17 protein-coding genes are annotated in these 21,354 nt (G+C 66.7%); 9 read left to right on the top strand and 8 right to left on the bottom strand.

Translation table 11 applies throughout. From position 1 onward, the window contains the following. Positions 1-20 precede the first annotated feature (20 nt). From H3O04_RS05690 to H3O04_RS05680, 3 genes are all read left to right on the top strand, one after another. Positions 21-1,346, top strand: coding sequence for an FAD-dependent oxidoreductase (locus H3O04_RS05690; protein WP_006481250.1), 1,326 nt, complete (start codon positions 21-23; stop codon positions 1,344-1,346). A gap of 165 nt (positions 1,347-1,511) precedes the next feature. After that, entirely contained in the window at positions 1,512-2,915 is a 1,404-nt protein-coding gene (locus H3O04_RS05685) for an MFS transporter (protein ID WP_202587305.1), read from the top strand. Between the two features lie 147 nt (positions 2,916-3,062). After that, positions 3,063-4,256, top strand: coding sequence for a porin (locus tag H3O04_RS05680; RefSeq protein ID WP_023476622.1), 1,194 nt, complete (start codon positions 3,063-3,065; stop codon positions 4,254-4,256). 114 nt (positions 4,257-4,370) lie between these two features. Here the strand turns inward: H3O04_RS05680 and H3O04_RS05675 are convergent, their stop codons facing one another. Together H3O04_RS05675 and tkt are read right to left on the bottom strand one after the other, a co-directional pair. Then, positions 4,371-4,685 (bottom strand): hypothetical protein, encoded by a 315-nt coding sequence (locus H3O04_RS05675; protein WP_006481253.1) that lies wholly within the window; start codon positions 4,683-4,685, stop codon positions 4,371-4,373. A gap of 135 nt (positions 4,686-4,820) precedes the next feature. Further along, a complete protein-coding gene (tkt, locus tag H3O04_RS05670) occupies positions 4,821-6,866 on the bottom strand; it encodes a transketolase (protein ID WP_202587304.1) in 2,046 nt (681 codons plus the stop codon). A gap of 799 nt (positions 6,867-7,665) precedes the next feature. Between tkt and H3O04_RS05665 the strand changes: the two genes are divergently transcribed. Both H3O04_RS05665 and H3O04_RS05660 read left to right on the top strand, forming a co-directional pair. Continuing rightward, on the top strand, positions 7,666-9,363 hold the full coding sequence (locus H3O04_RS05665) for a M4 family metallopeptidase (RefSeq protein ID WP_023476620.1): 1,698 nt from the start codon (positions 7,666-7,668) through the stop codon (positions 9,361-9,363). Positions 9,364-9,596: 233 nt separating this feature from the next. Continuing rightward, positions 9,597-10,637: a hypothetical protein gene (locus H3O04_RS05660; protein ID WP_334028551.1), complete on the top strand. Its 1,041-nt coding sequence runs from the start codon at positions 9,597-9,599 to the stop codon at positions 10,635-10,637. Positions 10,638-10,695: 58 nt separating this feature from the next. On the opposite strand, the gene H3O04_RS05655 is transcribed toward H3O04_RS05660, so the two are convergent. Both H3O04_RS05655 and H3O04_RS05650 read right to left on the bottom strand, forming a co-directional pair. Next, positions 10,696-11,685 carry an ABC transporter substrate-binding protein gene (locus H3O04_RS05655; protein WP_023476618.1) on the bottom strand — a complete coding sequence of 330 codons (990 nt, stop codon included), beginning with the start codon at positions 11,683-11,685 and terminating at the stop codon, positions 10,696-10,698. 45 nt (positions 11,686-11,730) lie between these two features. Continuing rightward, complete coding sequence (locus H3O04_RS05650; protein ID WP_006481258.1) at positions 11,731-12,075, bottom strand: DUF3088 domain-containing protein; 345 nt, start codon at positions 12,073-12,075, stop codon at positions 11,731-11,733. Between the two features lie 491 nt (positions 12,076-12,566). Here H3O04_RS05650 and H3O04_RS05645 point away from each other — a divergent pair, with 491 nt between their 5' ends. The 4 genes from H3O04_RS05645 (at position 12,567) to H3O04_RS05630 (ending at position 16,922) form a co-directional block, all read left to right on the top strand. Beyond that, positions 12,567-13,751: a porin gene (locus H3O04_RS05645; RefSeq protein ID WP_023476617.1), complete on the top strand. Its 1,185-nt coding sequence runs from the start codon at positions 12,567-12,569 to the stop codon at positions 13,749-13,751. 130 nt (positions 13,752-13,881) lie between these two features. After that, positions 13,882-15,138 carry a sulfite dehydrogenase gene (gene soxC / locus H3O04_RS05640; protein ID WP_202587303.1) on the top strand — a complete coding sequence of 419 codons (1,257 nt, stop codon included), beginning with the start codon at positions 13,882-13,884 and terminating at the stop codon, positions 15,136-15,138. Further along, positions 15,131-15,655 (top strand): c-type cytochrome, encoded by a 525-nt coding sequence (locus H3O04_RS05635; protein WP_202587302.1) that lies wholly within the window; start codon positions 15,131-15,133, stop codon positions 15,653-15,655. The genes soxC and H3O04_RS05635 overlap by 8 nt, the downstream gene beginning before the upstream one ends. Before the next feature lie 79 nt (positions 15,656-15,734). Continuing rightward, positions 15,735-16,922: an LLM class flavin-dependent oxidoreductase gene (locus tag H3O04_RS05630; protein ID WP_202587301.1), complete on the top strand. Its 1,188-nt coding sequence runs from the start codon at positions 15,735-15,737 to the stop codon at positions 16,920-16,922. 54 nt (positions 16,923-16,976) lie between these two features. Here H3O04_RS05630 and H3O04_RS05625 read toward each other — a convergent pair whose 3' ends face one another. From H3O04_RS05625 to H3O04_RS05610, 4 genes are all read right to left on the bottom strand, one after another. Then, a complete protein-coding gene (locus tag H3O04_RS05625) occupies positions 16,977-18,194 on the bottom strand; it encodes an acyl-CoA dehydrogenase family protein (RefSeq protein ID WP_202587300.1) in 1,218 nt (405 codons plus the stop codon). Positions 18,195-18,351: 157 nt separating this feature from the next. Next, positions 18,352-19,239, bottom strand: a complete 888-nt coding sequence (locus H3O04_RS05620) for an ABC transporter permease (protein ID WP_202587299.1) — start codon at positions 19,237-19,239, stop codon at positions 18,352-18,354. Next, the gene (locus H3O04_RS05615; protein WP_202587298.1) at positions 19,236-20,234 is read right to left on the bottom strand and encodes an ABC transporter ATP-binding protein; all 999 of its coding nucleotides are present in this window, start codon (positions 20,232-20,234) and stop codon (positions 19,236-19,238) included. The genes H3O04_RS05620 and H3O04_RS05615 overlap by 4 nt, the downstream gene beginning before the upstream one ends. 67 nt (positions 20,235-20,301) lie before the next feature. Beyond that, positions 20,302-21,333 carry an ABC transporter substrate-binding protein gene (locus H3O04_RS05610; RefSeq protein WP_011545454.1) on the bottom strand — a complete coding sequence of 344 codons (1,032 nt, stop codon included), beginning with the start codon at positions 21,331-21,333 and terminating at the stop codon, positions 20,302-20,304. Positions 21,334-21,354: the final 21 nt, after the last annotated feature.

The following is a 21,354-nucleotide window of genomic DNA, read 5'->3' as shown; positions in this document are numbered from 1 at the left end:
TTCGCCCGCGCGCCACCGCGATGGATTTTCAAGGAGAGCATGTTTTGAACACTGGTACTCGTATCGTCCGCCGCGACGGCCAACCGACGGGCTGGACACTCGACGCCGACGTGTGCATCGTGGGGGCGGGCATCGCCGGCACCTCGGCTGCGCTCGAAGCGGCCGCGCTGGGCCGCAAGGTCGTGCTGGTCGACAGCCTGCCCGCGCTCGGCGGCCAGGCGGTCAACTCGATCATCGGCACGTTCTGCGGGCTGTTCTCGAACGGGCCGCGGCGGTTCCAGGTCACGCACGGCATCGCGGACGGCATCCTGCGCGATCTCGGCGAGAAGGGCGCGCTGCACTACAAGGAGGGGCCGCTGACGACCGTCGTGCTGTACGACGAAGTCGCACTCGCACGCTGGATCGAGCAGAAGATTCTCGACGCAGGCATCACCGTCGTGCTCGGCGCCGTGTTGCGCGACGTGGTGCGCGAAGGGCGGCGGGTGCGCGAGCTCGACGTCGCGACGCGCTACGGCGACGTACGCATCGCGGCCGACGGCTTCGTCGACGCAAGCGGCGATGCCGCGCTCACGTGGCTGGCCGGGTTCGACTGCCAGGAGCCGGAAACGCCGATTCGCGGCACGCAGATGATCGTGCTCGAGAACCTCGACGAGACCGATCTGCCGACGCCGCCCGCGTTTCGCGAGCGCGTCGAGGCAAAGGCGCACACGTATGGGCTGGAGCGCAAGGATGGGCTCGTGTTCTATTTCCGCGGCCGCAACATCGGCATCGCGAACATGACGCACATCGAGACGCCGCTCGAACCGATGGCGGCGTCGCGCACCGCGCTCGTCGGCCGCGACCAGGCGGACCGCGCGTTCGAGTTCCTGCGCGCCGAGTATCCGCACATCTATCGCAACGCGCACATCCGCAGCTACGGGCTGCCCGGAATCCGGCAGACGCGCTGGATCGTCGGCGCCCAGCAGTTGCGCTCGGAAGACGTGATCGCCGCCCGGCAGTTTCCGGACGCGGTCGCACGCACCTCCTGGCCGATCGAATTGCACGATCGCGCCGAAGGCTACGAATGGAAGCCGTTCGGCGACGACCATCTGCATACCGTGCCGTTTGGCAGCCTCGTCGTGAAGGACGCCGACAACCTGATCGCGGTCGGCCGCTGCATCGACGCGGACGCGACCGCGCTGTCGAGCGTGCGGGTGATGGGGCCGTGCATCGCGATGGGCGCGGCGGCCGCGCACGCGTTCGATCTCGCGGATGGCGGCAGTGTCCACGACATCGATCGCGGCCTGCTGCGCGAGCGGCTCGCCGACAATGTCGATCGAATCGATCCGCCGCATCTGAAGCACTGACGCACGACCCGCCGGCCGCGCGGCAATACCAAAGAGGTGCATCGGGCGCTCCGCGAGGAGGCTCGCAACCAGCATCCGCTGCCGCGCCGGCCAGAGACGAAACGAAGGAACGCGTGACGCGCCGGGATCTGCCGGCGCGCCGACGCGGCACCTGAGGAGGAGACGATGATTCAAACCTTGCCCGATGCGCGCACGGTGGACGTGTCGCGCCTGATCGACGAACAGAGAATCGGCCGCTTCGCGATCCTGCTTATCGCGTCGACCTGGCTCGTGATGCTGACCGACGGCTACGAGCTCAGTGCGCTGGCGTTCGCCGCGCCTTCGCTGATTCGCGCCTGGCACATCGAGCGCAGCGTGCTCGGGCCGGTGTTCGGCGCCAACGTCTTCGGCATCATGATCGGCTCGATCCTGTTCGGCTATATCGGCGACCGGATCGGGCGCAAGCGCGCAATCCTGTTCGGTGCATGCTGGTACGGGCTCATCACGTTCGCGACCGCATGGGCGTCGAGTGTCGACCACCTGCTGTGGCTGCGCTTCGCTGCGGGCATCGGCATCGGCGGCGCGGTGCCGAACGCGTTCGTGCTCGTGTCGGAATTCGCGCCGAAGCGGCTGCGGGCGACCTGGGTCACGCTGATGTTCACCGGCTATACGCTCGGAGCGGGCTTCGGCGGCGGCGTTGCCGTGTGGCTCGTGCCGCACTTCGGCTGGCCCGCGGTATTCGTGGTCGGCGGGCTCGCGCCGCTCGTGGTGGCCGCCGCGCTGTCGTTCGTGATGCCGGAGTCGCTGCGCTATCAGGTACTGAAGGGCTGGCCCCGCGACGGCATTGCCGCGACCGCCGCGCGCGTGCGACCCGAACTCGCGTTGCCGCCGGAGGCGCGGTTCGTCGTAACCGACGAGCGCCGCGTCGCGAAGTTCTCGCCGCGCATGCTGTTCGCCGGCCGGTTGCGCTACGTGACGACCGCGCTGTGGCTCGCGTACATCGCGAATTCGATGGCGCTGTTCTTCCTGCAAAACTGGCTGCCGGTGCTGATCGAGGCGACCGGCGTCGCCGCGCATCGCGCCGCGCTGATGACGACGCTGTTCTCCGTCGGCGGCACGCTCGGCGGCCTCGTGCTGATGCGCTTCATCGACCGCCATGGCGTGCGGCTCGTCACCTGTCTGCCGCTCGTCGGCTTTCCGCTCGTCGCGGCGCTCGGCATGAACCTCGAGACCGCCTGGCTGACGGCCGCCGTGTTCGGCGTCGGCTTCTGCGTCGCCGGCACCCAGGCAGGTCTCAATGCCGTCGCGTCGATCGTCTATCCGACCAGCTTCCGCTCGAAAGGCACCGGCACCGCGATCGGCGTGGCGAAGATCGGCTCGATCTCCGGCCCGATGATCGGCGGGATGCTGCTCGCCGGGCATGTGCCGGTGCGCGAGTTGTTCCAGGTCGCGGCGCTGCCGGTCGTCACCGTCGCGGCGCTGATGTTCGTGCTCGGTCGCATGTACCGGCCCGGCGACACGCACGACGACGGGCTCGCGGCGTGTGATCCCGCCGGCGCCGAGCCGCCGCTACCCGCGGCGGAGCGCTAGGAACAGCGGCAGCGGCGGAGCTGGCCGGGCGCGGCGCGCGCTCGCGCACGGTCGCCGGTGCGATGCATGCGGCGCGTTCGCGCCCGCCGCGCGTTCCCGCCGCCTTCGATCCGCATCACCTCATTCCATCGAAACCGGAGAAGCACGATGAAAACAGCAGTCTGCACTGCTGCGGTGGCTTGCGCCCTCGCGGCGCCGCTGACGGCCCATGCGCAAAGCTCGGTCACGTTGTACGGCATCATCGATACGGGCATTGCCTGGACGAATACGGTCGCGTCGTCGATCAAGGCGCAGGGCGCCTCACGCTGGTCGATGGCGACCGGCTGGGGCAGCGGTGACCGCCTGGGTTTCCTCGGACGCGAGGACCTCGGCGGCGGCCTCTCCGCGGTGTTCCAGCTCGAAGCGGGGTTCAGCGGATTGAACGGCACGTCGTCGCAGGGCGGCCGACTGTTCGGACGGCAGGCGTACGTCGGCTTGTCGAGCAAGCAGTACGGCAAGCTGACGCTCGGCCGTCAGTACGACTACACGTTCGACTACGTCGCACCGCTGATGGCATGGCTTCAGTTCGGCAGCATCTACGGCGCGCACATCGGGGACGTGGACGACAGCTTCCAGACGTTTCGCCTGAACAACAGCGTCAAGTACGAGGTAAGTCCGCTCGCGGGACTGAAGCTCGGCGCGCTCTATGCATTCAGCAACCAGGCGGGCGGCGGCGCCGGCCAAGGCTTCGCCAACAACCGCGCGTACGGCTTCGGGCTCGATTACCTGCGCGGACCGTTGCATGTGGTCGCGAGCTATCTGCAACTGAACAATCCGTCGGCGGGGATTGCGTCGTCGGGGAATAATCCGAACGGCGCGATCGGCGACGAGTACAGCGGTTCGACCAGCCTCTTCTACAACGCGGGCTTCGTCGAGCGTCAGCGCATCTCGGCACTGGGCGCCGGCTATTCGTTCGGCGCGGCAGCGGTGAACCTGGTCGTCACCGACACGCGGCTCGCTTATCGCGGCGGCCACAGCCTGCGCGTCGACAACTACGAGATCAACGGGCGCTACAACTTCACACCGGTGCTGATCGCGGGGGTCGGCTACATCTTCACCGATGGCCATGGGTATACCGGCAGCGGCGCCACGTCGTTCGCGACCGGCGACCGGCCGAGATGGCATCAGGTGGATGCGGGCATCACCTACCTGCTGTCGAAGCGCACCGATCTGCACATGTCGATGGTCTATCAGCGGCGGGCCGGCGATGCGGGCACCGTTGCGATCAACTTCTTCGGACCGGCGGGGGCGGGGCGTAGCAGCCAGATCGCGGTGCTGGCGGGGCTGCGGCATCGCTTCTAGCCTGCGAGTGGCGCGCGGCGGGCCGGCGCGCGTTGCCGCTTGCCGAACGGGACAGCATCGTCACGACGCTCCGTGAACAGGTCGCCCGGTGTGGCATCCCGCCTGCGCCACGCGTTACGCTTCTTTCAGCCAGGGCATTTCCACGGGCGACACGACCAGTTGCCGGAATTCGCGCTTCAGGTCGAAGATGAACCCGACCAGGATCATGGAGTCGGCGTAAGGAATCGGAAAGACCTGCGGATTTTCCGGGGTACGCAGCGGGCGCTCCGGCGTGTCCGCTGTCGCCGCGGCGTTTTCGCGAACGCTTTCCAGGTCGTCTGCCATGGCCGGGCCGCCGGCTTTCAGCACGCGGCTACGCAGCTCGCTGAAAGGTTCGATGCGCGCGGCGTCTTCGTGGTATTCGGGCACTTCATAAACGAACCAGGACATTGTCGTCTCCCATGAGAAGGGGCGCTATTCTAACGCTACGCGTGGGCGCTGCCGAAAATCCGGGGCGCCCCGTCTTCATGTGGGCTTTCGCCCGGAACGTCAAGTCTTCGCGCCCATAAGTGGATCGCAGCAATGTCACACTTCGGATAGCACCTGATGCGCCGCTCGAACGACCGCATCGACCGTGATGTCGAATTTTTTGTACACGTCCTTGATTTTCCCCGACTCGCCGAAGCTGTGCATGCCGACGAACCGGCCTTCCGGTCCGAGGTACCGCTCCCATCCCAGTTCGACCGCCGCCTCGACCGCGACTCTCGCGGGAGAAGTGCCCAGCACGGCCCGCTGGTAATCGCGTGGTTGCTCCTCGAAGAGCAGGCGGCACGGCATCGATACGACGGCCGTCGGCACGCCTTCCTGCTGCAGGATGTCGCGTGCCTGGACGGCGAGGTCGACCTCCGAGCCTGTCGCGAGCAGCGTGAGTCGGCGCGGCCCGCCATCGGCCTCCCGCAAGACATAGGCGCCGCGCGCCGACTTGTTTTCGTTTCCGGGCTCGTTGCGCAGGAGCGGGACCGGCTGTCGTGACAATGCGAGCAGCGCAGCCCTGCGGGGCTGTTCGAGAATCAGCTCCCAGCACTCTGCCGTTTCGACTGGATCGGCCGGCCGATAGACGGCGAGTTGGGGAATGGCCCGAAGGGCGGCAAGGTGCTCGACGGGTTGATGCGTCGGGCCATCTTCTCCGAGACCGATGGAATCGTGCGTCATCACGAAGATGGCGCGCACCCGCATCATCGCGCTCAAGCGGATCGCCGGACGGCAGTAGTCCGAAAAACAGAGAAAGGTGCCACCGTACGGAATGAGGCCGCCGTGAAGGGCAATGCCGTTCATGGCGGCGGCCATGCCGTGTTCGCGGACGCCGTAGTGGACATATGAACCCTTGAACTGCCCGGGCTCGATCGCGATCTGGTTCTTCGTCTTCGTATTGTTGGACTGCGTAAGATCCGCCGAGCCGCCCAGCAATTCCGGAATCGCGTCGAAGAGAAGATCAAGCACTTCACCGCTGGCCTTGCGGGTGGCCATTGCACTGCCTGAGGCAACAAACGCCTGCCGTGCTGCCGCAATCGCCGTCTTCCAGTCATCCGGAAGCTTTCCGGCATTACGTCGGTCGAATTCGGTACGCAGCGCCTGCGGCGCCCGGCGGACACGCTCATCCCACGCGAGTCTTGCCGTGCGGCCGCGCGCCCCGATCTCCCGCCATGCTTTCAACAGGTCATCCGGGATTTCGAACGGCGGCGAATGCCAATCGAGGGCCTGGCGTGCGCCCGCGATTTCATCCTCGCCCGGGGCATCGCTGTGGGCTTTCTCGGTGCCAGCCTTCGTCGGAAAGCCGAACCCGATGATCGTCCTGCATGCGATCAACGTCGGTCTGTCATGCGTTGTCCTGGCGGTCTCGATCGCGCGCCGTATCGCATCCGTGTCGTGACCGTCGATTTCCAGGACGTGCCACCTAGCCGAGTGAAAGCGCTCGATCTCGTTGTCCGAGACCGCGAGTTTCGTGGCGCCGTCGATGGAAATCGAATTGTTGTCCCAGAACGCGATCAGTCTGCCCAACCGGAGGTGGCCGGCCAACGAAATGGCCTCGTGGCTGATGCCTTCCATCAGGCAACCGTCGCCGAGAAATACGTACGTGTAGTGATCGACGAGATCATCGCCGAACTGCGCATTCATGACGCGCTCGGCCAACGCCATGCCGACGGATTCCGCGATGCCTTGCCCGAGGGGACCGGTCGTCAGTTCGATTCCATCGGCGTGCGAGTACTCCGGATGCCCCGGCGTCTTGCTGCCGACTTGCCGGAAGCGTTTGAGCTCGTCGAGGGTCATGTCGGCATAGCCCGTGAGATAGAGCAGGCTGTAGAGGAGCATCGATGCGTGTCCGTTGGAAAGGACCAACCGATCCCGATCGATCCAGTGGGGGGCGGATGCATCAAATTGCATGAACTCCTTGAACAGGACCGTCGCAACGTCGGCCAGCCCCATTGGCGCACCAGGATGGCCGCTGTTGGCATTCTGTACTGCATCCATTGCAAGGAAGCGAATACAGTTCGCCAGCGCGCGTAGATGCGGGTCTCGCGGGGGCGGCACCGCTTTGGCGGTCGTGCGGGAATGTGCGGTGGGATCGCTCATCGGTTCTCCTGTTTTTGACTCGGAAAGATGAGGCTACGGGGCAATATCCATGCCTTTTCCACGGGTACTGGCCGACGGCCGGGTTGAGATCAATCCTGGTTGGGAATTCCGGGGATTCGACCCTTTTAAATTGATAATACGCATTATGTCAATTTATGTTCCCGTGGTCATCGTGCGCAGCGACTGCGGTCACCCGAAGAGTCGAACATTGCAGTGAGGCATCAGCACCCGTCGTTCGTCCAGATTCGTATCTGTAAAACCCGGTGTGCTCTCATCGAACCGATACAACCCATTCGCAAAACACCTCAATCAATCACCACCTGGCTATTGTCAGGTGACCGTCGCTCGCCCGACATCCATTGCAATTTTAATGAAGGCGCGGCAGAAATATAAAATATCAAAGGCTTGGAAATTAATTTTATGGCGCATGAGACGGAAACAATCAAAACCAATATTCAATAAACGGAAATCCAGGTATCTCTTTAACCTGGCTTCACATCCCCGCGGCCTTCTTACATGCCCGGCACACACCCGTCTCGGCCAGAGGCCGTGCGCAGCCACACGCTGTCGATGCGTCGCTCTCCCGTTCCCGCTACCCATCAGCAACGATCATTTCAAATCCCTCACCAAATCCCGACTTGATTGACGGCGACGACATGAAAAATTAATCTCAAAGAAAATATCTTGTAATTATAAAAACGACCTTCTAGCATCCCCCTGCTGTTCGCGACATGTCTTGTTTAAAAGTCATCACTTGATGCATTCCTCGAACAAACCCATCCATAACCTGGGGAATTACATGAAGAAACTGTCTCGACTGCTGCCCATCACCGCGATTACCGTCGCGAGTCTCAGCGCTTTTGCCCAGGCCGGCGACCAGCCGGCCGCGGTCGACAAGGCACTGCAACTGATCCAGCAGAACCCGGCCGCCTTCAGCGTGGCCGTCAGCGGCACGGCACGCACGTTGAAGTTCGCGGGGCCGCAAGCAGCCGCACCGACCGACGGCGATCAGTTCCAGGTACGTGACGTGATCGTCGATCCCGACGGCACCGAGCACGTGCGCTTCGACCGGTTCCATGCGGGCCTGCCCGTGATCGGCGGCGACGTGGTCGTCCATTCGAGCAAGGGGCAACTGAAGCAGGCCAGCGTGACCCAGCTCGCGCCGATCAACCTCGCCGGCACGGTCGGCAAGGTCGGGAACCGCGCCGTGGTACGCAACGCCCCCGACGTGGGTGCGACGCGCGCGAGACACATCGCGGCCGCACGCTTCAACTCGGACGTGCGCCGCGTCGAGGACGCGGAGCTGGTCGTGTTCGCACGCGACGTCACGCCGACGCTGGCCTACGCGGTACGCGTCTACGGCAAGGCAACCGACACGCATGGCGACGCCGTGCTGTACTACGTCGACGCACGCACCGGCACCGTGCTCGACGCACAGGACCTGATCAAGACCGCCGCCGCGACCGGCACCGGCCGCTCGCTGTACTACGGCAACCTGACGCTCACGACGGACCAGACCGGCACGAACGCGTACCGGATGCTCGATCCGGGGCGCGGCGGCGGCTCGGTCTACGATGGTCGCGGCCTGAGCTCGGACGAAGTCGAGCAAGCGACCGACCTGCCGATCTTCACGAGCAGCACGAACGTGTGGGGCAACAACACGACCACCGATCGGCAGACCGTCGCGGCAGACATCGACTACGGGCTGGCATTGACTTGGGACTACTACAAGACCACGCACAACCGCAACGGCATCTTCAACGACGGCCGCGGCGTGAAGAGCTACGCGCACGTGGTGTTCAATACCGGCAGCGGCACGACGGGCGCGAACGCGGCATGGCTGTCGTCGCGCGTGATGGCATACGGCGACGGCGAACCTGGCACGCGCCTGCCGAAACCCGTGGTGTCGGTCGACGTCGCCGGGCACGAGATGAGCCACGGCGTGACCGAAGCCACCGCCAACCTGAACTATTCGGGTGACGCGGGCGGCCTGAACGAATCGACGTCCGACATCTTCGGCACGCTCGTGAAGTTCTACGCGAACAACCCGAACGATCCCGGCAACTACGTGATCGGTGCACGCGTGGTGAGCGGCGGCCTGCGCAAGATGTACAAGCAGGATCTCGACGGCCGGTCGTTCAGCTGCTATCCGTCCGGCGGCTTCTCGTGGTCGAATCCGCGCCACGATCCGCATTTCTCGTCGGGGGTCGGCAACCGCTTCTTCTATCTGCTGTCGGAAGGCCCGTCGGTGCCGTCGACCGACACCGGCCTGTCGAGAGCGCAACTGGTCTGCAACGGCGACACGACCTTCAGCGGGCTGGGTCGCGACAAGGCCGGCAAGATCTGGTACCGGACGCTGACCGTGTACCTGAACGCCAACTCGAGCTATCCGAACGCGCGGCGTGCGTCGATCCAGGCGGCAAACGACCTGTATGGCGCGAATTCGGCCGAGAGCGCGACGGTCGCGCGCGCGTGGAGTGCGGTGGGGGTGAACTGACCGTGTTTGTATGAACGCGTCGAATCCCGGAAGCCGCGTGGCGGGATTTCGCTTCGGAGAAAAGCGATTCGGCCGTAGTCATGCGGCGTTCGGGTGAATGACGGGAAGGTGCCGACCGATCGTCTGCGTATGCAGGCGGTTGGTCGGTGGATCGTGCGTCCTTGCGGTCCGACAGACGAAGGGGCGCTCGACGGGTACGCATTCCATATGCTGCCAGGCGTGCCGCCTCCAACGTGGCCGGCGTATTCGCGAATCGTTCGACCGGACGCTGCCGTGCTCCCTTCCATCGTATCGACGGCACCGCCCAGGCAGCCGGCTTCCTGAGCGAGCCGACAACGCGCTATATTCTGGTCCCAGGCGGAATGACGACGGAAGTCTCCCGCCATCGCCGCCCTTCCCCACGCGCTTCCTCACCCGAGAGAACGATAAAAATGGACCACGCGCAGTATTTCAGCCAAAGCTCGATCCAGGCCGCGAATCTTCGCCTGCACTATCTGTCGCAGTTGCTGCGCGAGCAGACGGGCTCGATCGTCCAGTACGGCATCCTGCGCGGTTTTCCGATCGGCTTCAGTCACTGGGCGGAAGTCGCGGTCGGCGGCTATCTGCTCGGCACCTACGAGATCGCCGTTTGCGCGATCCTCGAAGCGCTCGGATCGCCGGAGAAGGTGTTGGTCGACCTCGGCGCCGCCGACGGGATTTTCGGCATCGGCCTGGTCAGGAACAACGTCTTTGCGCGCAGCCTGTGTTTCGAGATGGACGAGCAGCGCCGCCACGCAATCCAGCACCGCGCCGCGGAAATGGGGCTGGCGGACCGCGTCGCGGTCTTCGGCAAGGCCGATCGCGACTTGCCCGCGATTCTGTCGGAGCACGGCGGGGAGCCGGCCGGACGGGTCATCCTGTGCGATATCGAAGGCGCGGAGTTCGACCTGTTCGACGATGCGCTGCTGGAACAGCTCTCCGGCAGCCACGTGATCATCGAAATCCACGACTTCCTGCTTTCCGACCCGGAGCAGGCCGCACGCGCCTTCGACGAATTGAGCCAGCGTGCGGGCAAGTACTTCAACGTGTACGAGATCCGCGACGGGCTGCGCGACATTCGCGACATCCCGTTGCTGCGACACTGGTCGGACTGGGACGCATGGCTGATGTGCGTCGAGGCGCGCTACCGGATGATGCGGTGGCTGTGGCTCGAGCCGAAAAGCCAGCCGCGACGCGCCGATCAGGACATCGATCGCCTGATCCTCGACTACCAGCGGCGGATTTTCGCCGTTTGACGAACGCGAACCGGCACATATCGGGCGACCCCGCACGCGCCCCCTCCGTTTCATCGCATCACCCCGCCGCAACCACCGAATTGAACGACGTGTCCCAGAACGGCGCGACATGGGCCGGCCCGTCCAGCACGCCGATGCGGGCAAACACGTCCGCGACCTGCTGGTGCTGCGCGACCACGTCGGGCGTCACCGGCAACAGCGCGAAGTCTTCGCTGCGCTGGTCGAACATCGCGACGAGATCGGCAACCGGCACACGCGTCTCGCGATTCTGCGCGAGCGCATAGTCGCGGAAATGCCCGTTCGCCCACGCATACGCACGTCGAAACCGCAGCAGCAGATCGCCCGTCGCCGCGCGGCGACGCGCATCGTCGAGTGTGCGCGGATTCGCGTACACCGGAAAATTGCCCGACAGATACCCCTTCCCCGTCTTCAGCACACGGGCGTCGTAACGATTGCGCGCGAGCTGGCCGTTGTAGCCGTAGATCGCCCACGCATCGATGTCGCCGCGATCGTACGCGGACAGCCCGTCGGTCGGCGACAGGTTGATCGGCTGGATGTCGTCGAAGGTCAGGCCGGCTTCCGCCAGCTGTCGATACAGGAAATAGTGCGACGTCGTCGCGCGCACGTAGCCGACGCGCTTGCCCTTCAGGTCCGCGATGCTGCGGATCGACGTGTCCTTTCGCGCGAGCGTGACCTGGTTGTTCAGGTCTTCGCGCACGCGCGAGATGAATCGCACGTTGGCTTTCTGGCGCGCGGCGAACACGGCCGGAATTTCGCTACCCGAACCGATATCGAGCGCGTCCGCATTGAGCGCCTCGATATGCAGCACGCCGTTGTTCAGTTCGCGCCAGTCGATCCGGTACGGCGTGTCGGCGAGCCCGGCCGCCTGCAACAGCGCGCGCCAACCTCCCTTGTAGGTCGCGACGCGCAACGTCGTGCCGGCCAGATCGGCGTCGGCGGCCGGCGCGGCGAACGCGGCCAATGGGTGCGCCGCGATGGCGGCGCCGGCAAGCAGCAGGCGGCGACGTGCCGCCGACATTGACGACATCGGATGCTCCTGTCGATCGGATGAGAAGGAAGTGAAACCGCCGCGTCAATGCAGCGCCGGGAAACCGTGGCGCTCGGCCAGCAGTTCGAGGATGCGGCGCGCGTCGGTGACGAAGCGCACGTCGCCGAGCGTCTGCGCGTCGTCCGGCGCGGGCTGGTCGCGGCCCAGCACGAGCACCGGCAGGCCCTGGTGGGCGTCGTCGAGCGCGTCGATCACCGCCGGCCGCGGCCGCTCGAAGCCGACGCGCTTCACGTCGAGGCGCGCGGCGAGATCCGGTGCGCTCGCCAACAACCCCTCGATCGGCAAGCCATGCGGACAGACGAAGCGCCGGCCCGGATGCTTCGGATCGGCAAAGCCCGGTTCCAGCAGAAACAGTACATCGCGACTCATGTCGAACGGCTCCTTTCTCGTTGATCGATCCAGTCGGGAAGCGTGCGCACCCGTGCGCCCTGCCGTTCCCGAGGCATGCCCGGTCAGCGCCGGATGCCAGACTCTACCGTCGCACCTCGCTCGGCCCTACCAACGTTTTGCGGAATCGATATGCGAACGCGCATAGCGCATCGGCCAGTGGTCGCCTAGCGGGCCGTTGCGTAAACGCATCGTCCTGCGAACGACGGATATTGCGGACATCGAATGATTTCATCGATCGATATGACCGCGCATGGTCGTTTCCAGCGGGCGACGTTCGCGGTCCGCGCGATGCGTTCGCCGCAGCAGGCGCGCCGGACGCGATCGCGACACACCTGTCGGGCCGGCGGCAACGCACATTGCAAATCGGCCCCGCCGCGATTTACAAACCACGGATCGGCCGTTCATCGGCGCGTCGGTCGTCAATAGCATCGTGATCCTCGCAAACGTACTGATAAAAACAGAGGATGGTCATGATCAAAAAAACGGTGGTACTGGGTTTGGTGTCGATCGGTTCGGTCAGCGCGCAGGCGCAGAGTTCGGTGACGTTGTACGGCGTGGTCGACGCCGGCATCGCGTACACGAACAACCAGGGCGGCGCGAGCAACATCCAGCAGACGAGCGGCAAGCTGAGCGGCAGCCGCTGGGGCCTGAAAGGCGCGGAAGATCTCGGCGGCGGCCTGCAGGCGGTCTTCACGCTGGAAAGCGGTTTCCGGCCGAGCGACGGCGGGCTCGGCCAGGGCGGCCGCCTGTTCGGCCGGTCCGCGTACGTGGGCCTCGGCCAGAAAGGCCTCGGCACGCTGACGTTCGGCCGTCAGTACGAGCCGATCACCGATCTCGTCGCGCAGTATTCGGGAGCGGGTTTCTGGTCGCCTGCCACGCACGTGGGCGACAACGACAACCTGAACCAGAGCTTCCGGTTGAACAACGCGGTGAAGTTCCGCAGCGACACGATCGCCGGCTTCACGGCCGATCTGCTCTATGCATTCAGCAACCAGGCCAATGGCGGCACGGGCACCGGGTTCTCGAACAACAACGCGTGGGGCGCATCGGCGAACTACGTGAACGGCCCGCTGTCGATCGGCGGCGGCTATGTGCGGTTCAATCATCCGAATGCGGCGTCGAACACCAGCGGCGCGGTGGGCGGCGCGACCTCGACCACCGGCAACGACTACAGCGGCGCATTCTTCTACGGGCTGAACGGCGGCGTACTGAAGCAGCAGATCGGCGCGGTGGGCGCGAACTACGCGCTCGGCCCCGCGACGCTCGGCTTCGCATGGAGCCACACGCAGCTCAACTATCTCGACGGCTCGTCGCGCAAGTTCAACAACTACGACGTGAACGCGCGCTACCAGATCACGCCGGCGACGACGCTGATCGGCGTCTATACGTTTACCGACGGGCGCGCGAGCGGCCTGCCGGGCACGAGCGGCCAGACGCTGAAGCCGCGCTGGCACCAGTTCACGCTCGGGTTCGACTATGCGCTGTCGAAGCGCACCGATATCTACGTGTCGGGCATCTACCAGCTCGCGGCCGGCGATGCGAGCACCGCGACGTCGGGCGGCTATCGCAAGATCGCGGCGATCTCGAACATCGGCAGCGCGTCGTCGACGAACCGCCAGCTTGCGTTCGTCAGCGGGCTGCGCGTGAAGTTCTGAGGGCACGCGCGTCGGGCGCGGCGCAATCGTCACGATAAGCAAAGCGGGAATCGTTGTTTGCCGTGCCGCGCCCGGTTGCCGAGAATGATCGTTTGTCCGCGCGGCTCCCGCGCGCCACACGCATTCGACCATGACCGATTCCCGTTTTCCTCCCCGTGCGCCGCGCTCCGGCCGGCGTGCGGCGCTGCGCCAGCTCGCCGGCGGCTGGGCAGCCGCGATGCTGCCCGCCGGCGGTGCGCTCGCGAGCGAGCCGCTCGACGTGCCGCCGTGGACGCGCACGCCCGGTGCGCCGCTGCTGTCGCCACCCTACGGCGTGCCGGGGCAGCACGAGCGCGACGTGATTCGCCGCAGCGCCCGCACGCCGGCGCTGCCCGGTTCCGGCTCGTCGATGACGCCGCTCGCCGACCTGTTCGGCGACATCACGCCGAACGGGCTCGTCTATGAGCGTCATCACGCGGGCGTGCCGGACATCGATGCGCAACGCCATCGCGTCGTCGTGCACGGCCTGGTGCGCGAGCCGCGCGTCTTCACGCTCGACGACCTGCTGCGCTTTCCGTCCGAATCGCGCATTCACTTCCTCGAATGCTCGGGCAACACGGGCAGCGAATGGAACGGCCCGAGCGGGCTGCCGGTTCAGTTCACGCACGGGTTGCTGTCGTGCTGCGAATGGACCGGCGTCCGGCTGTCGACGCTGCTCGACGAGACAGGCATCGACGCCGACGCACGCTGGCTGCTCGCCGAAGGCGCGGACGGCGCGGCGATGACGCGCAGCCTGCCGCTCGACCGGATTCTCGAGCGCGCGCTGGTCGTCTATGCGCAGAACGGCGAACGGCTGCGCCCGGAGAACGGCTACCCGGTGCGGCTGATCGTGCCGGGTTTCGAAGGCAACACGAACATCAAGTGGCTGCGGCGGCTGAAGCTGGTGCGGGCGCCGGAGATGACGCGCGAGGAAACGTCGAAATACACGAATCTGCTGCCGGATGGCTGCGCGCGCCAGTTCGTGTTCGAGATGGACGCGAAGTCGGTCATCACGCGGCCGTCGGCCGGCCATCGGCTCGCCGCGCACGGCTACTACCCGATCAGCGGCTACGCGTGGTCGGGCCGTGGCCGGATTCGCGCCGTCGACGTGTCGACCGACGGCGGCCGCACGTGGCGACCGGCGCGGCTCGCCGGCGACGTACGCGACCGTGCGCTGACGCGCTTCGAGGCCGACTGGATATGGCGCGGCGAGCCGGCCGACCTGCAAAGCCGTGCGACCGACGAGACCGGCTACGTGCAGCCGACCCGCGACGCGCTCGTCGCCGCGCGCGGCCTGAACTCGCAGTATCACCACAACGGCATTCAGAACTGGCGCGTCGGCACGGACGGCGAGGTGCGCAATGCGTAAGCCGCTCGCCTGCCTGCTTGCAGCCTGCGCGATGATGTCGAGCGCGTTCGGCGCCGGCTTCGGTCTCGGCCAGCCGATCGATCGCGCGGCGCTCGCCGCGTGGGACATCGACGTCGCACCGGACGGCAGCGGCCTGCCGCCCGGTGCGGGCACGGTCGCACGCGGCGGCCACGTGTTCGCCGACAAATGCGCGATGTGTCACGGCGCGGGCGGCGAAGGCGGCGTAGGCGATCCGCTCGTCGGCGGCGTCGGCTCGCTCGCCAGCGCGAAGCCCAAAAAGACGGTCGGCAGCTACTGGCCCTACGCGACGACGCTGTTCGACTACATTCGCCGCGCGATGCCGTACAACGCGCCGCAATCGCTGAGCGCGGACGACGTCTATGCGGTCACCGCGTACGTCCTGCACCTGAACGGCATCGTGCCCGCCGACGCCCGGCTCGACGCGCGCACGCTGCCGCGCGTGCGGATGCCGAACCGCGACGGCTTCGTGCCCGACCCGAGGCCGGGCAAGTTATGACGCGTCTCGGTCCACTTGCCGCCGCATCGGGCCGCGCACCCGCGCGAGTCGCGCCGCACCTTTCAGCAAGGACCCTGTGATGAGCGATTCCACCCTCGCCGCCCCGCTCGCGCCGACGCCGTTCGTCGACGTTCGTTCGCCGGCGGAATTCCCCGACAGCCCCGTCTCGCGCACGCTCGCGCAGCCGCTGATGCTCGGGTTGTTCCTGCCGATCCAGGCTGGCGGATGGAGCGCATCGACGCTGCCGCGCTCGACCGACTGGACGTTCGACTACAACGCCGATCTCGTGGCCCGTGCCGAAGCGCTCGGCTTCGATCTCGTGTTCGCGCTGTCGCAATGGTTGCCGAAAGGCGGCTACGGCGGCGTGTTCGACGGCCAGGCGCTCGACTCGTTCATGACGCTGGCCGCGCTGACGGCGCGCACCGAGCGGATCATCCTCGTCGCGACGAGCCACGTGCTCTACGGGCCGTGGCATCCGCTGCATTTCGCGAAGTTCACCGCGACGCTCGACCACATTTCGCGCGGCCGCTGGGGCATCAACGTGGTGACCGGCCACCGCGCGATCGAGCACGAGATGTTCGGCTGGAACCGGATCGAACACGACCGGCGCTACGAGATGGCCGCCGAATTCCTCGACGCGGTCCAGCAGTTGTGGGCGCAACCGGACAATTTCAGCTACACGCCCGAGCTGTCGAGCTGGGGGCTGGGCGGCGCATTCGTGACGCCGAAGCCACGCTACGGCCGCCCGCTGCTGATCAACGCGACGGGTTCCGATGCGGGCATCGCATTCGCCGCGCGCTATTCGGACATCGTGTTCGTCACGAGCCCGGCTGGCCCGGACGCCGAACGCGCGATCGACGCGCTGCCCGCGCATACCGCCCGCGTGAAGGCGGCGGCCGCCGCGCGCGGCCGCACGATCCGCACCTTGCTCAATCCGCTCGTAATCTGCCGCGAGACGGCGGCCGAAGCGCGAGCCTACCGTGACGCGATCGTCGCGCATGCGGACGAAGGCAGCTTCCACCGCTTCGACAGCGACGCGCACGCGTGGCGCGGCGGATTCGAGCAGCGTGCGCAGGCGGCCGCGCGCGCGATCGGCGGCAACATCTCGATCACCGGCTCGCCCGAAGAAGTCGCCGATACCATCGTGCGGCTGCACCGCGCGGGCATCGACGGCATCCAGTTGAGTTTCTACGATTTCAAGCCCGATCTCGACTTCTTCGGCGAGCGCGTGCTGCCGCTGCTGCGCGAAGCCGGCTTGCGGCGTTGAAGCCGACGCCGAAACCCGGCACGACGGCGTAGCAGCAGCCGTCGGCGGCCGTCGTCAGAACACGCGCCCTTCGGTCAGGTGCGTGGTCACGCCGTTCAGCACGTAATCGCCGACTACGCGCGCCTTGTGCAGCAACGGGTTGTGGCTGAAGATCGTGCGCAGGTTGCGCCAGTGGCGATCGAAGTTGTGCTCGCGCGCCGTCGCCGACGCGCCGCCCACTTCGAACAGCCGCTCGGCCGCATGCAGCGCGAGCTTGCTGACGATCAGTTGCGTGCGCGCGGTCGCGAGCGCGCTGTCGAGCACGAGTGCATCCGCATCGGCGGCGCCGGCTTCGATCGCGTCGGCGGAGCGGTCGAGCGCACGCGCGTTTTCTCGCACGAGCGCGTCGATCGCATGGCTGTGCGCGGACAGCTCGCCGACGATCTGCTGGACGAAATGATCGTCGCGTGCGGTCGGCGCCGGGCTGTGCAGCGCGGGACGGCCATGCGCGAGCACGTAGCGGCGCGCATCGGCCACCACGTTGCGCACGATGCCGGCGCCCGTCGCGACGAGATGAAGCTGCCGCAGCGCGCCGCCATGACGGCCGACGAGCGTCGACCCGTCACGCGGGACCACTTCGTCCGCGAACACCTGCACGTCGTTGAGCAACAGGCTGCCGCTCGCGGTCATGCGCTGGCCCATGCCGTCCCAGTCGTCGAGCACCTGCAGGCCGTCGCGCGCCACCGGAATGATCACGGCGAGCGCGTCGCCCTGCTCGTTCTCCACGTTGATGCGCGCGAAATCGGCGAACGCGGTGCCCGTCGAATAGTATTTGCGGCCCGTCACGCGGTAGTGGTCGCCGTCGCGGCGCAGCACGGTCGTGTTCTCGCCCGGGCGCGACGTGCCGCGCTCGGTCGACGCGCCGCCGAAGATCGCGCCGGCGAGCACGCGCTCGAGCTGCACGTCGTTGAACGCCGTCCGCGGCGACAGCCGCAGCGTCTCGGTCTGGTCGTAGTGGATGCGCAGCGCGTGCGCGAGATTCGAATCGGCGGCCGCCAGCGTCGCGATCGTATCGAACAGGTCGACCAGCGTGCCGCCGAGCCCGCCGCGCTCGACCGGAATCCGCAGCGCGCCCAGCGCCGAGCGCCGGAAGAGCGCGAAGCCTTCGAACGGCAGTTCGCGACGCGCCTCGCGTGGTGCGGCATCCTCGCCGATCGCGGTCGCGAGATCGGGCAGCGCGGCAAGCGCGTCGCGCAATGCGTCGCGCGGATCGACGGCATCACGGGCAGTCATTCGGCAGGTCCTTGTTGGGGGAGATCGGGGGCGAGGCAACGCGCGACACGGCGTCCGTTACACGCATCCGCCGAGTATAAAGACGCCCCCGCCGCGCGTGAAAAACCGATTTCAGCTTACGTTATACAAGCGCCGGGATTGATCGCGGACCGACCCGTCAGTGCTGAATGCCCCAGCGACGCACGGTCGCGCGTTCGAGCGTATCGAACACCAGATTCTCGACCAGCAGCCCGATCACGATGACCGCCGCGAGGCCCGCGAACACGCGGTCGGTATACAGCTCGTTGCGGTTCTGGAAGATGTACCAGCCGAGCCCGCCCTGCCCCGCGCTCGCGCCGAACACGAGCTCGGCCGCGATCAGCGTGCGCCACGCGAAGGCCCAGCCCACGCGCAGGCCCGACAGGATCGACGGCAGCGCGGCCGGCACAAGGATCAGCGCGATCTGGCGCAGGCCCGTGAGCCCGTAGTTGCGCCCGGCCATTTTCAATGTGGCGGGCACGCCGACGAAGCCGGTATAGATGCTGAGCGCGAGCGGCCACAGCACCGCATGCACGAGCACGAACAGCAGGCTGCCGGTGCCGAGCCCGAACCACAGCAGCGCGATCGGCAGCAATGCGATCGACGGCAGCGGATTGAACATCGACGTGAGCATCGTCAGCAGGTCGCGGCCGATGCGCGTGGATACCGCCAGCGACGTCAGCGCGAACGCCAGCAGTACGCCCAGCGCATAGCCGCGCAGCAGCACCGACATCGAGATGCCGGTCTTGACCAGCAGTTCGCCCGACTCGACGCCCTGCACGAACGCGGCCAGCGTCGCGCCGAAGGTCGGGACGAGCAGATCGTTCGCGACGATGCGCGCGACGATCTCCCATGCGGCGATCAGCACGAGCGCGATGACGCTGCGGCGAAACCAGGCGGCGCCGGCGATGCGGCGCAGCAGCGGCGCGGGCGCCGCACGCTCTACGTCGGGCAGCGTATCGAGCGTGCGTGTGTATTCGGCACGCACGGGCGGCAGCGGCGGCACGGCCGGATCGATCGTACTCATGATGCGGCGTCCTCCGTCGTCGCTGCGTGCGGTGCATGCGGTGCATCGGTGTCGAACAGCAGGTGGTGGATTCGCGCGACGTTGTCGCGGAAGTCGCCGGTATCGACGTTCTCCAGCGAATGCTCGTGACTGTTGAGCTCCGCGCGCACGCGGCCCGGATGCGGCGACAGCAGCAGAATCCGGTTGCCGACCACCAGCGCCTCCTCGATCGAGTGCGTGACGAACAGCAGCGTGAAGCGGAATTCGTCCCACAGCCGCAGCAGTTCCTCCTGCATCTTGCGGCGCGTGAGCGCGTCGAGCGCCGCGAACGGTTCGTCCATCAGCAGCACGCGCGGCTGCATCGCCAGCGCCCGCGCAATCGCGACACGCTGCTTCATGCCGCCCGACAGCGTATGCGGATAGGCGTCGGCAAACGTGCTCAGGCCGACCTTGTCGAGATAGTGCAGCGCACGTTCGCGTGCTTCGGCGCGCGACAGCTTCGCGGCGGCGCGCAACGGAAACGCGACGTTCTCGACGACCGTCTTCCACGGCGGCAACTGGTCGAACTCCTGGAACACGACGATGCGATCGGGCCCCGGCCCGCGCACGGGCTGGCCGTCGAGCGTGATCGAACCCGAGACGGGCTCGATGAAGCCGGCGACCGCCTTCAGCAGCGTCGACTTCCCGCACCCCGACGGGCCGAGCAGCACGAAGCGGTCGCTGCCGTATACGTCGAAGCTCACCTGATGCGTCGCGCGAACGATCCGCGCGCCGCTGCGGTATTCGAGGCTGACCGCGTCGATGGCGAGCAGGCGTTCGCTGTGCGCGCCGGCCTGCGCGGCATGCGCCGCCGGCCGCCCGGCGGCACCAGCATCGGGTGCGGCGGACGCGGCCGGCGACGCGCCGCCACGTGCCGCATACGGCGGCAACCAGGTTCGGGGAGAAGTGGCGTTCACGATCGAATCTCTTGCGGGAAAAGCATCAACATACGGCTGGGCGCCGTGCGGACCAACCATCGATTGTACATATCGAAACCGCGCCGACGCATAAGCGTCGATCGCGGCGTCACGGCATCGGCGCCGCTCAACTGCCGCCGGCCGTCGCCGGATCGTCGAAGAAGTAGTCGCGCCACGACTTTGGTTCGTTGCGGATCGCGCCGGTGCGATGCATGAACTGCGCGAGAGGCAGCGTGTTCTGCGGCGCGGTCTTGAACTGCACCTGTGGATTGCGCAGGATCTTCAGCAGCAGCGCGCGATCGATCTTCGACCCGTTCACGCGAATATAGGTATCGGCCGCGCGCTCCGGATCGGCCGCGATCTGCCGGGCGGCGTCGGCCAGCGCGGCGACGAACGCGCGGTAGGTCTTCGGGTTGTCGTCGCGGAACTTCTCGGTCGCGTACAGCACCGTCGCGGAGCTCGGGCCGCCGAGCACGTCATACGAATTCAGCACGATGTGCGCGTTCGGATTGCCGGCGAGTTCCTGCTCCTGGAACGGCGGATTGCCGAAGTGGCCGGTGATCACGTTGCTGTTCGCGAGAATCGCGGCCGTCGCGTCCGGATGCGGAATCGCCTGCGTGAGCGGGTCGAGCTTGTCGAACTGCTTGTCGCCCCACTGCTTCGCCGCCGCGTACTGCAGCACGCGCGACTGCACCGACACGCCGACCGCCGGCACCGCGATGCGGTCCTTCGCGCTCAGGTCGGCGATCGTCTTCACGTTCGGGTTGCTGCTCACGAGGTAGTACGGAAAATTGCCGAGCGACGCGACGCCCTTCACGTTCTGCCGGCCGCGCGTGCGGTCCCACACGGTCAACAGCGGCCCGACGCCCGCGCCCGCGATGTCCACCGCGCCGGACAGCAGCGCGTCGTTCACGGCCGCGCCGCCCGACAGCCGCACCCAGTCGACCTTGATGTCGAGGCCGGCCTTGCGCCCTTCCTTCTCGATCAGTTGCTGGTCGCGCGCGACGTTCAGCATCAGGTAGACGACGCCGAACTGCTCGGCGATGCGGATGCGGCCTTCCGCATGCGCGGCTTGCGGAATGACCGCGCCCGCGAAGGCGAGCGCGGCGGTGAGCGTGGCCGCCAGCGCACGACGCGCCGGCAAGAACGAAAACGACATCGGAACTCCGGTCAGGAAAAA

The organism is Burkholderia sp. KCJ3K979 (genome assembly GCF_016759955.1).
GTDB classification, from domain to species: domain Bacteria; phylum Pseudomonadota; class Gammaproteobacteria; order Burkholderiales; family Burkholderiaceae; genus Burkholderia; species Burkholderia orbicola.
The sequence above is the reverse complement of the archived record's forward strand: the minus strand, read 5'-3'. Positions and strand labels throughout refer to the sequence as shown.

Bases quoted from the DNA above. Each gene is read 5' to 3' on its own strand.
- H3O04_RS05635 (WP_202587302.1), top strand. From the start codon at position 15,131: ATGCGTAAGCCGCTCGCCTGCCTGCTTGCAGCCTGCGCGATGATGTCG.
- H3O04_RS05625 (WP_202587300.1), bottom strand. From the start codon at position 18,194: ATGACTGCCCGTGATGCCGTCGATCCGCGCGACGCATTGCGCGACGCG.
- H3O04_RS05650 (WP_006481258.1), bottom strand. From the start codon at position 12,075: ATGAGTCGCGATGTACTGTTTCTGCTGGAACCGGGCTTTGCCGATCCG.
- H3O04_RS05615 (WP_202587298.1), bottom strand. From the start codon at position 20,234: ATGGTTGGTCCGCACGGCGCCCAGCCGTATGTTGATGCTTTTCCCGCA.
- H3O04_RS05655 (WP_023476618.1), bottom strand. From the start codon at position 11,685: ATGTCGTCAATGTCGGCGGCACGTCGCCGCCTGCTGCTTGCCGGCGCC.
- H3O04_RS05610 (WP_011545454.1), bottom strand. From the start codon at position 21,333: ATGTCGTTTTCGTTCTTGCCGGCGCGTCGTGCGCTGGCGGCCACGCTC.
- H3O04_RS05685 (WP_202587305.1), top strand. From the start codon at position 1,512: ATGATTCAAACCTTGCCCGATGCGCGCACGGTGGACGTGTCGCGCCTG.
- H3O04_RS05665 (WP_023476620.1), top strand. From the start codon at position 7,666: ATGAAGAAACTGTCTCGACTGCTGCCCATCACCGCGATTACCGTCGCG.
- H3O04_RS05630 (WP_202587301.1), top strand. From the start codon at position 15,735: ATGAGCGATTCCACCCTCGCCGCCCCGCTCGCGCCGACGCCGTTCGTC.
- tkt (WP_202587304.1), bottom strand. From the start codon at position 6,866: ATGAGCGATCCCACCGCACATTCCCGCACGACCGCCAAAGCGGTGCCG.
- soxC (WP_202587303.1), top strand. From the start codon at position 13,882: ATGACCGATTCCCGTTTTCCTCCCCGTGCGCCGCGCTCCGGCCGGCGT.
- H3O04_RS05680 (WP_023476622.1), top strand. From the start codon at position 3,063: ATGAAAACAGCAGTCTGCACTGCTGCGGTGGCTTGCGCCCTCGCGGCG.
- H3O04_RS05645 (WP_023476617.1), top strand. From the start codon at position 12,567: ATGATCAAAAAAACGGTGGTACTGGGTTTGGTGTCGATCGGTTCGGTC.
- H3O04_RS05690 (WP_006481250.1), top strand. From the start codon at position 21: ATGGATTTTCAAGGAGAGCATGTTTTGAACACTGGTACTCGTATCGTC.
- H3O04_RS05675 (WP_006481253.1), bottom strand. From the start codon at position 4,685: ATGTCCTGGTTCGTTTATGAAGTGCCCGAATACCACGAAGACGCCGCG.
- H3O04_RS05620 (WP_202587299.1), bottom strand. From the start codon at position 19,239: ATGAGTACGATCGATCCGGCCGTGCCGCCGCTGCCGCCCGTGCGTGCC.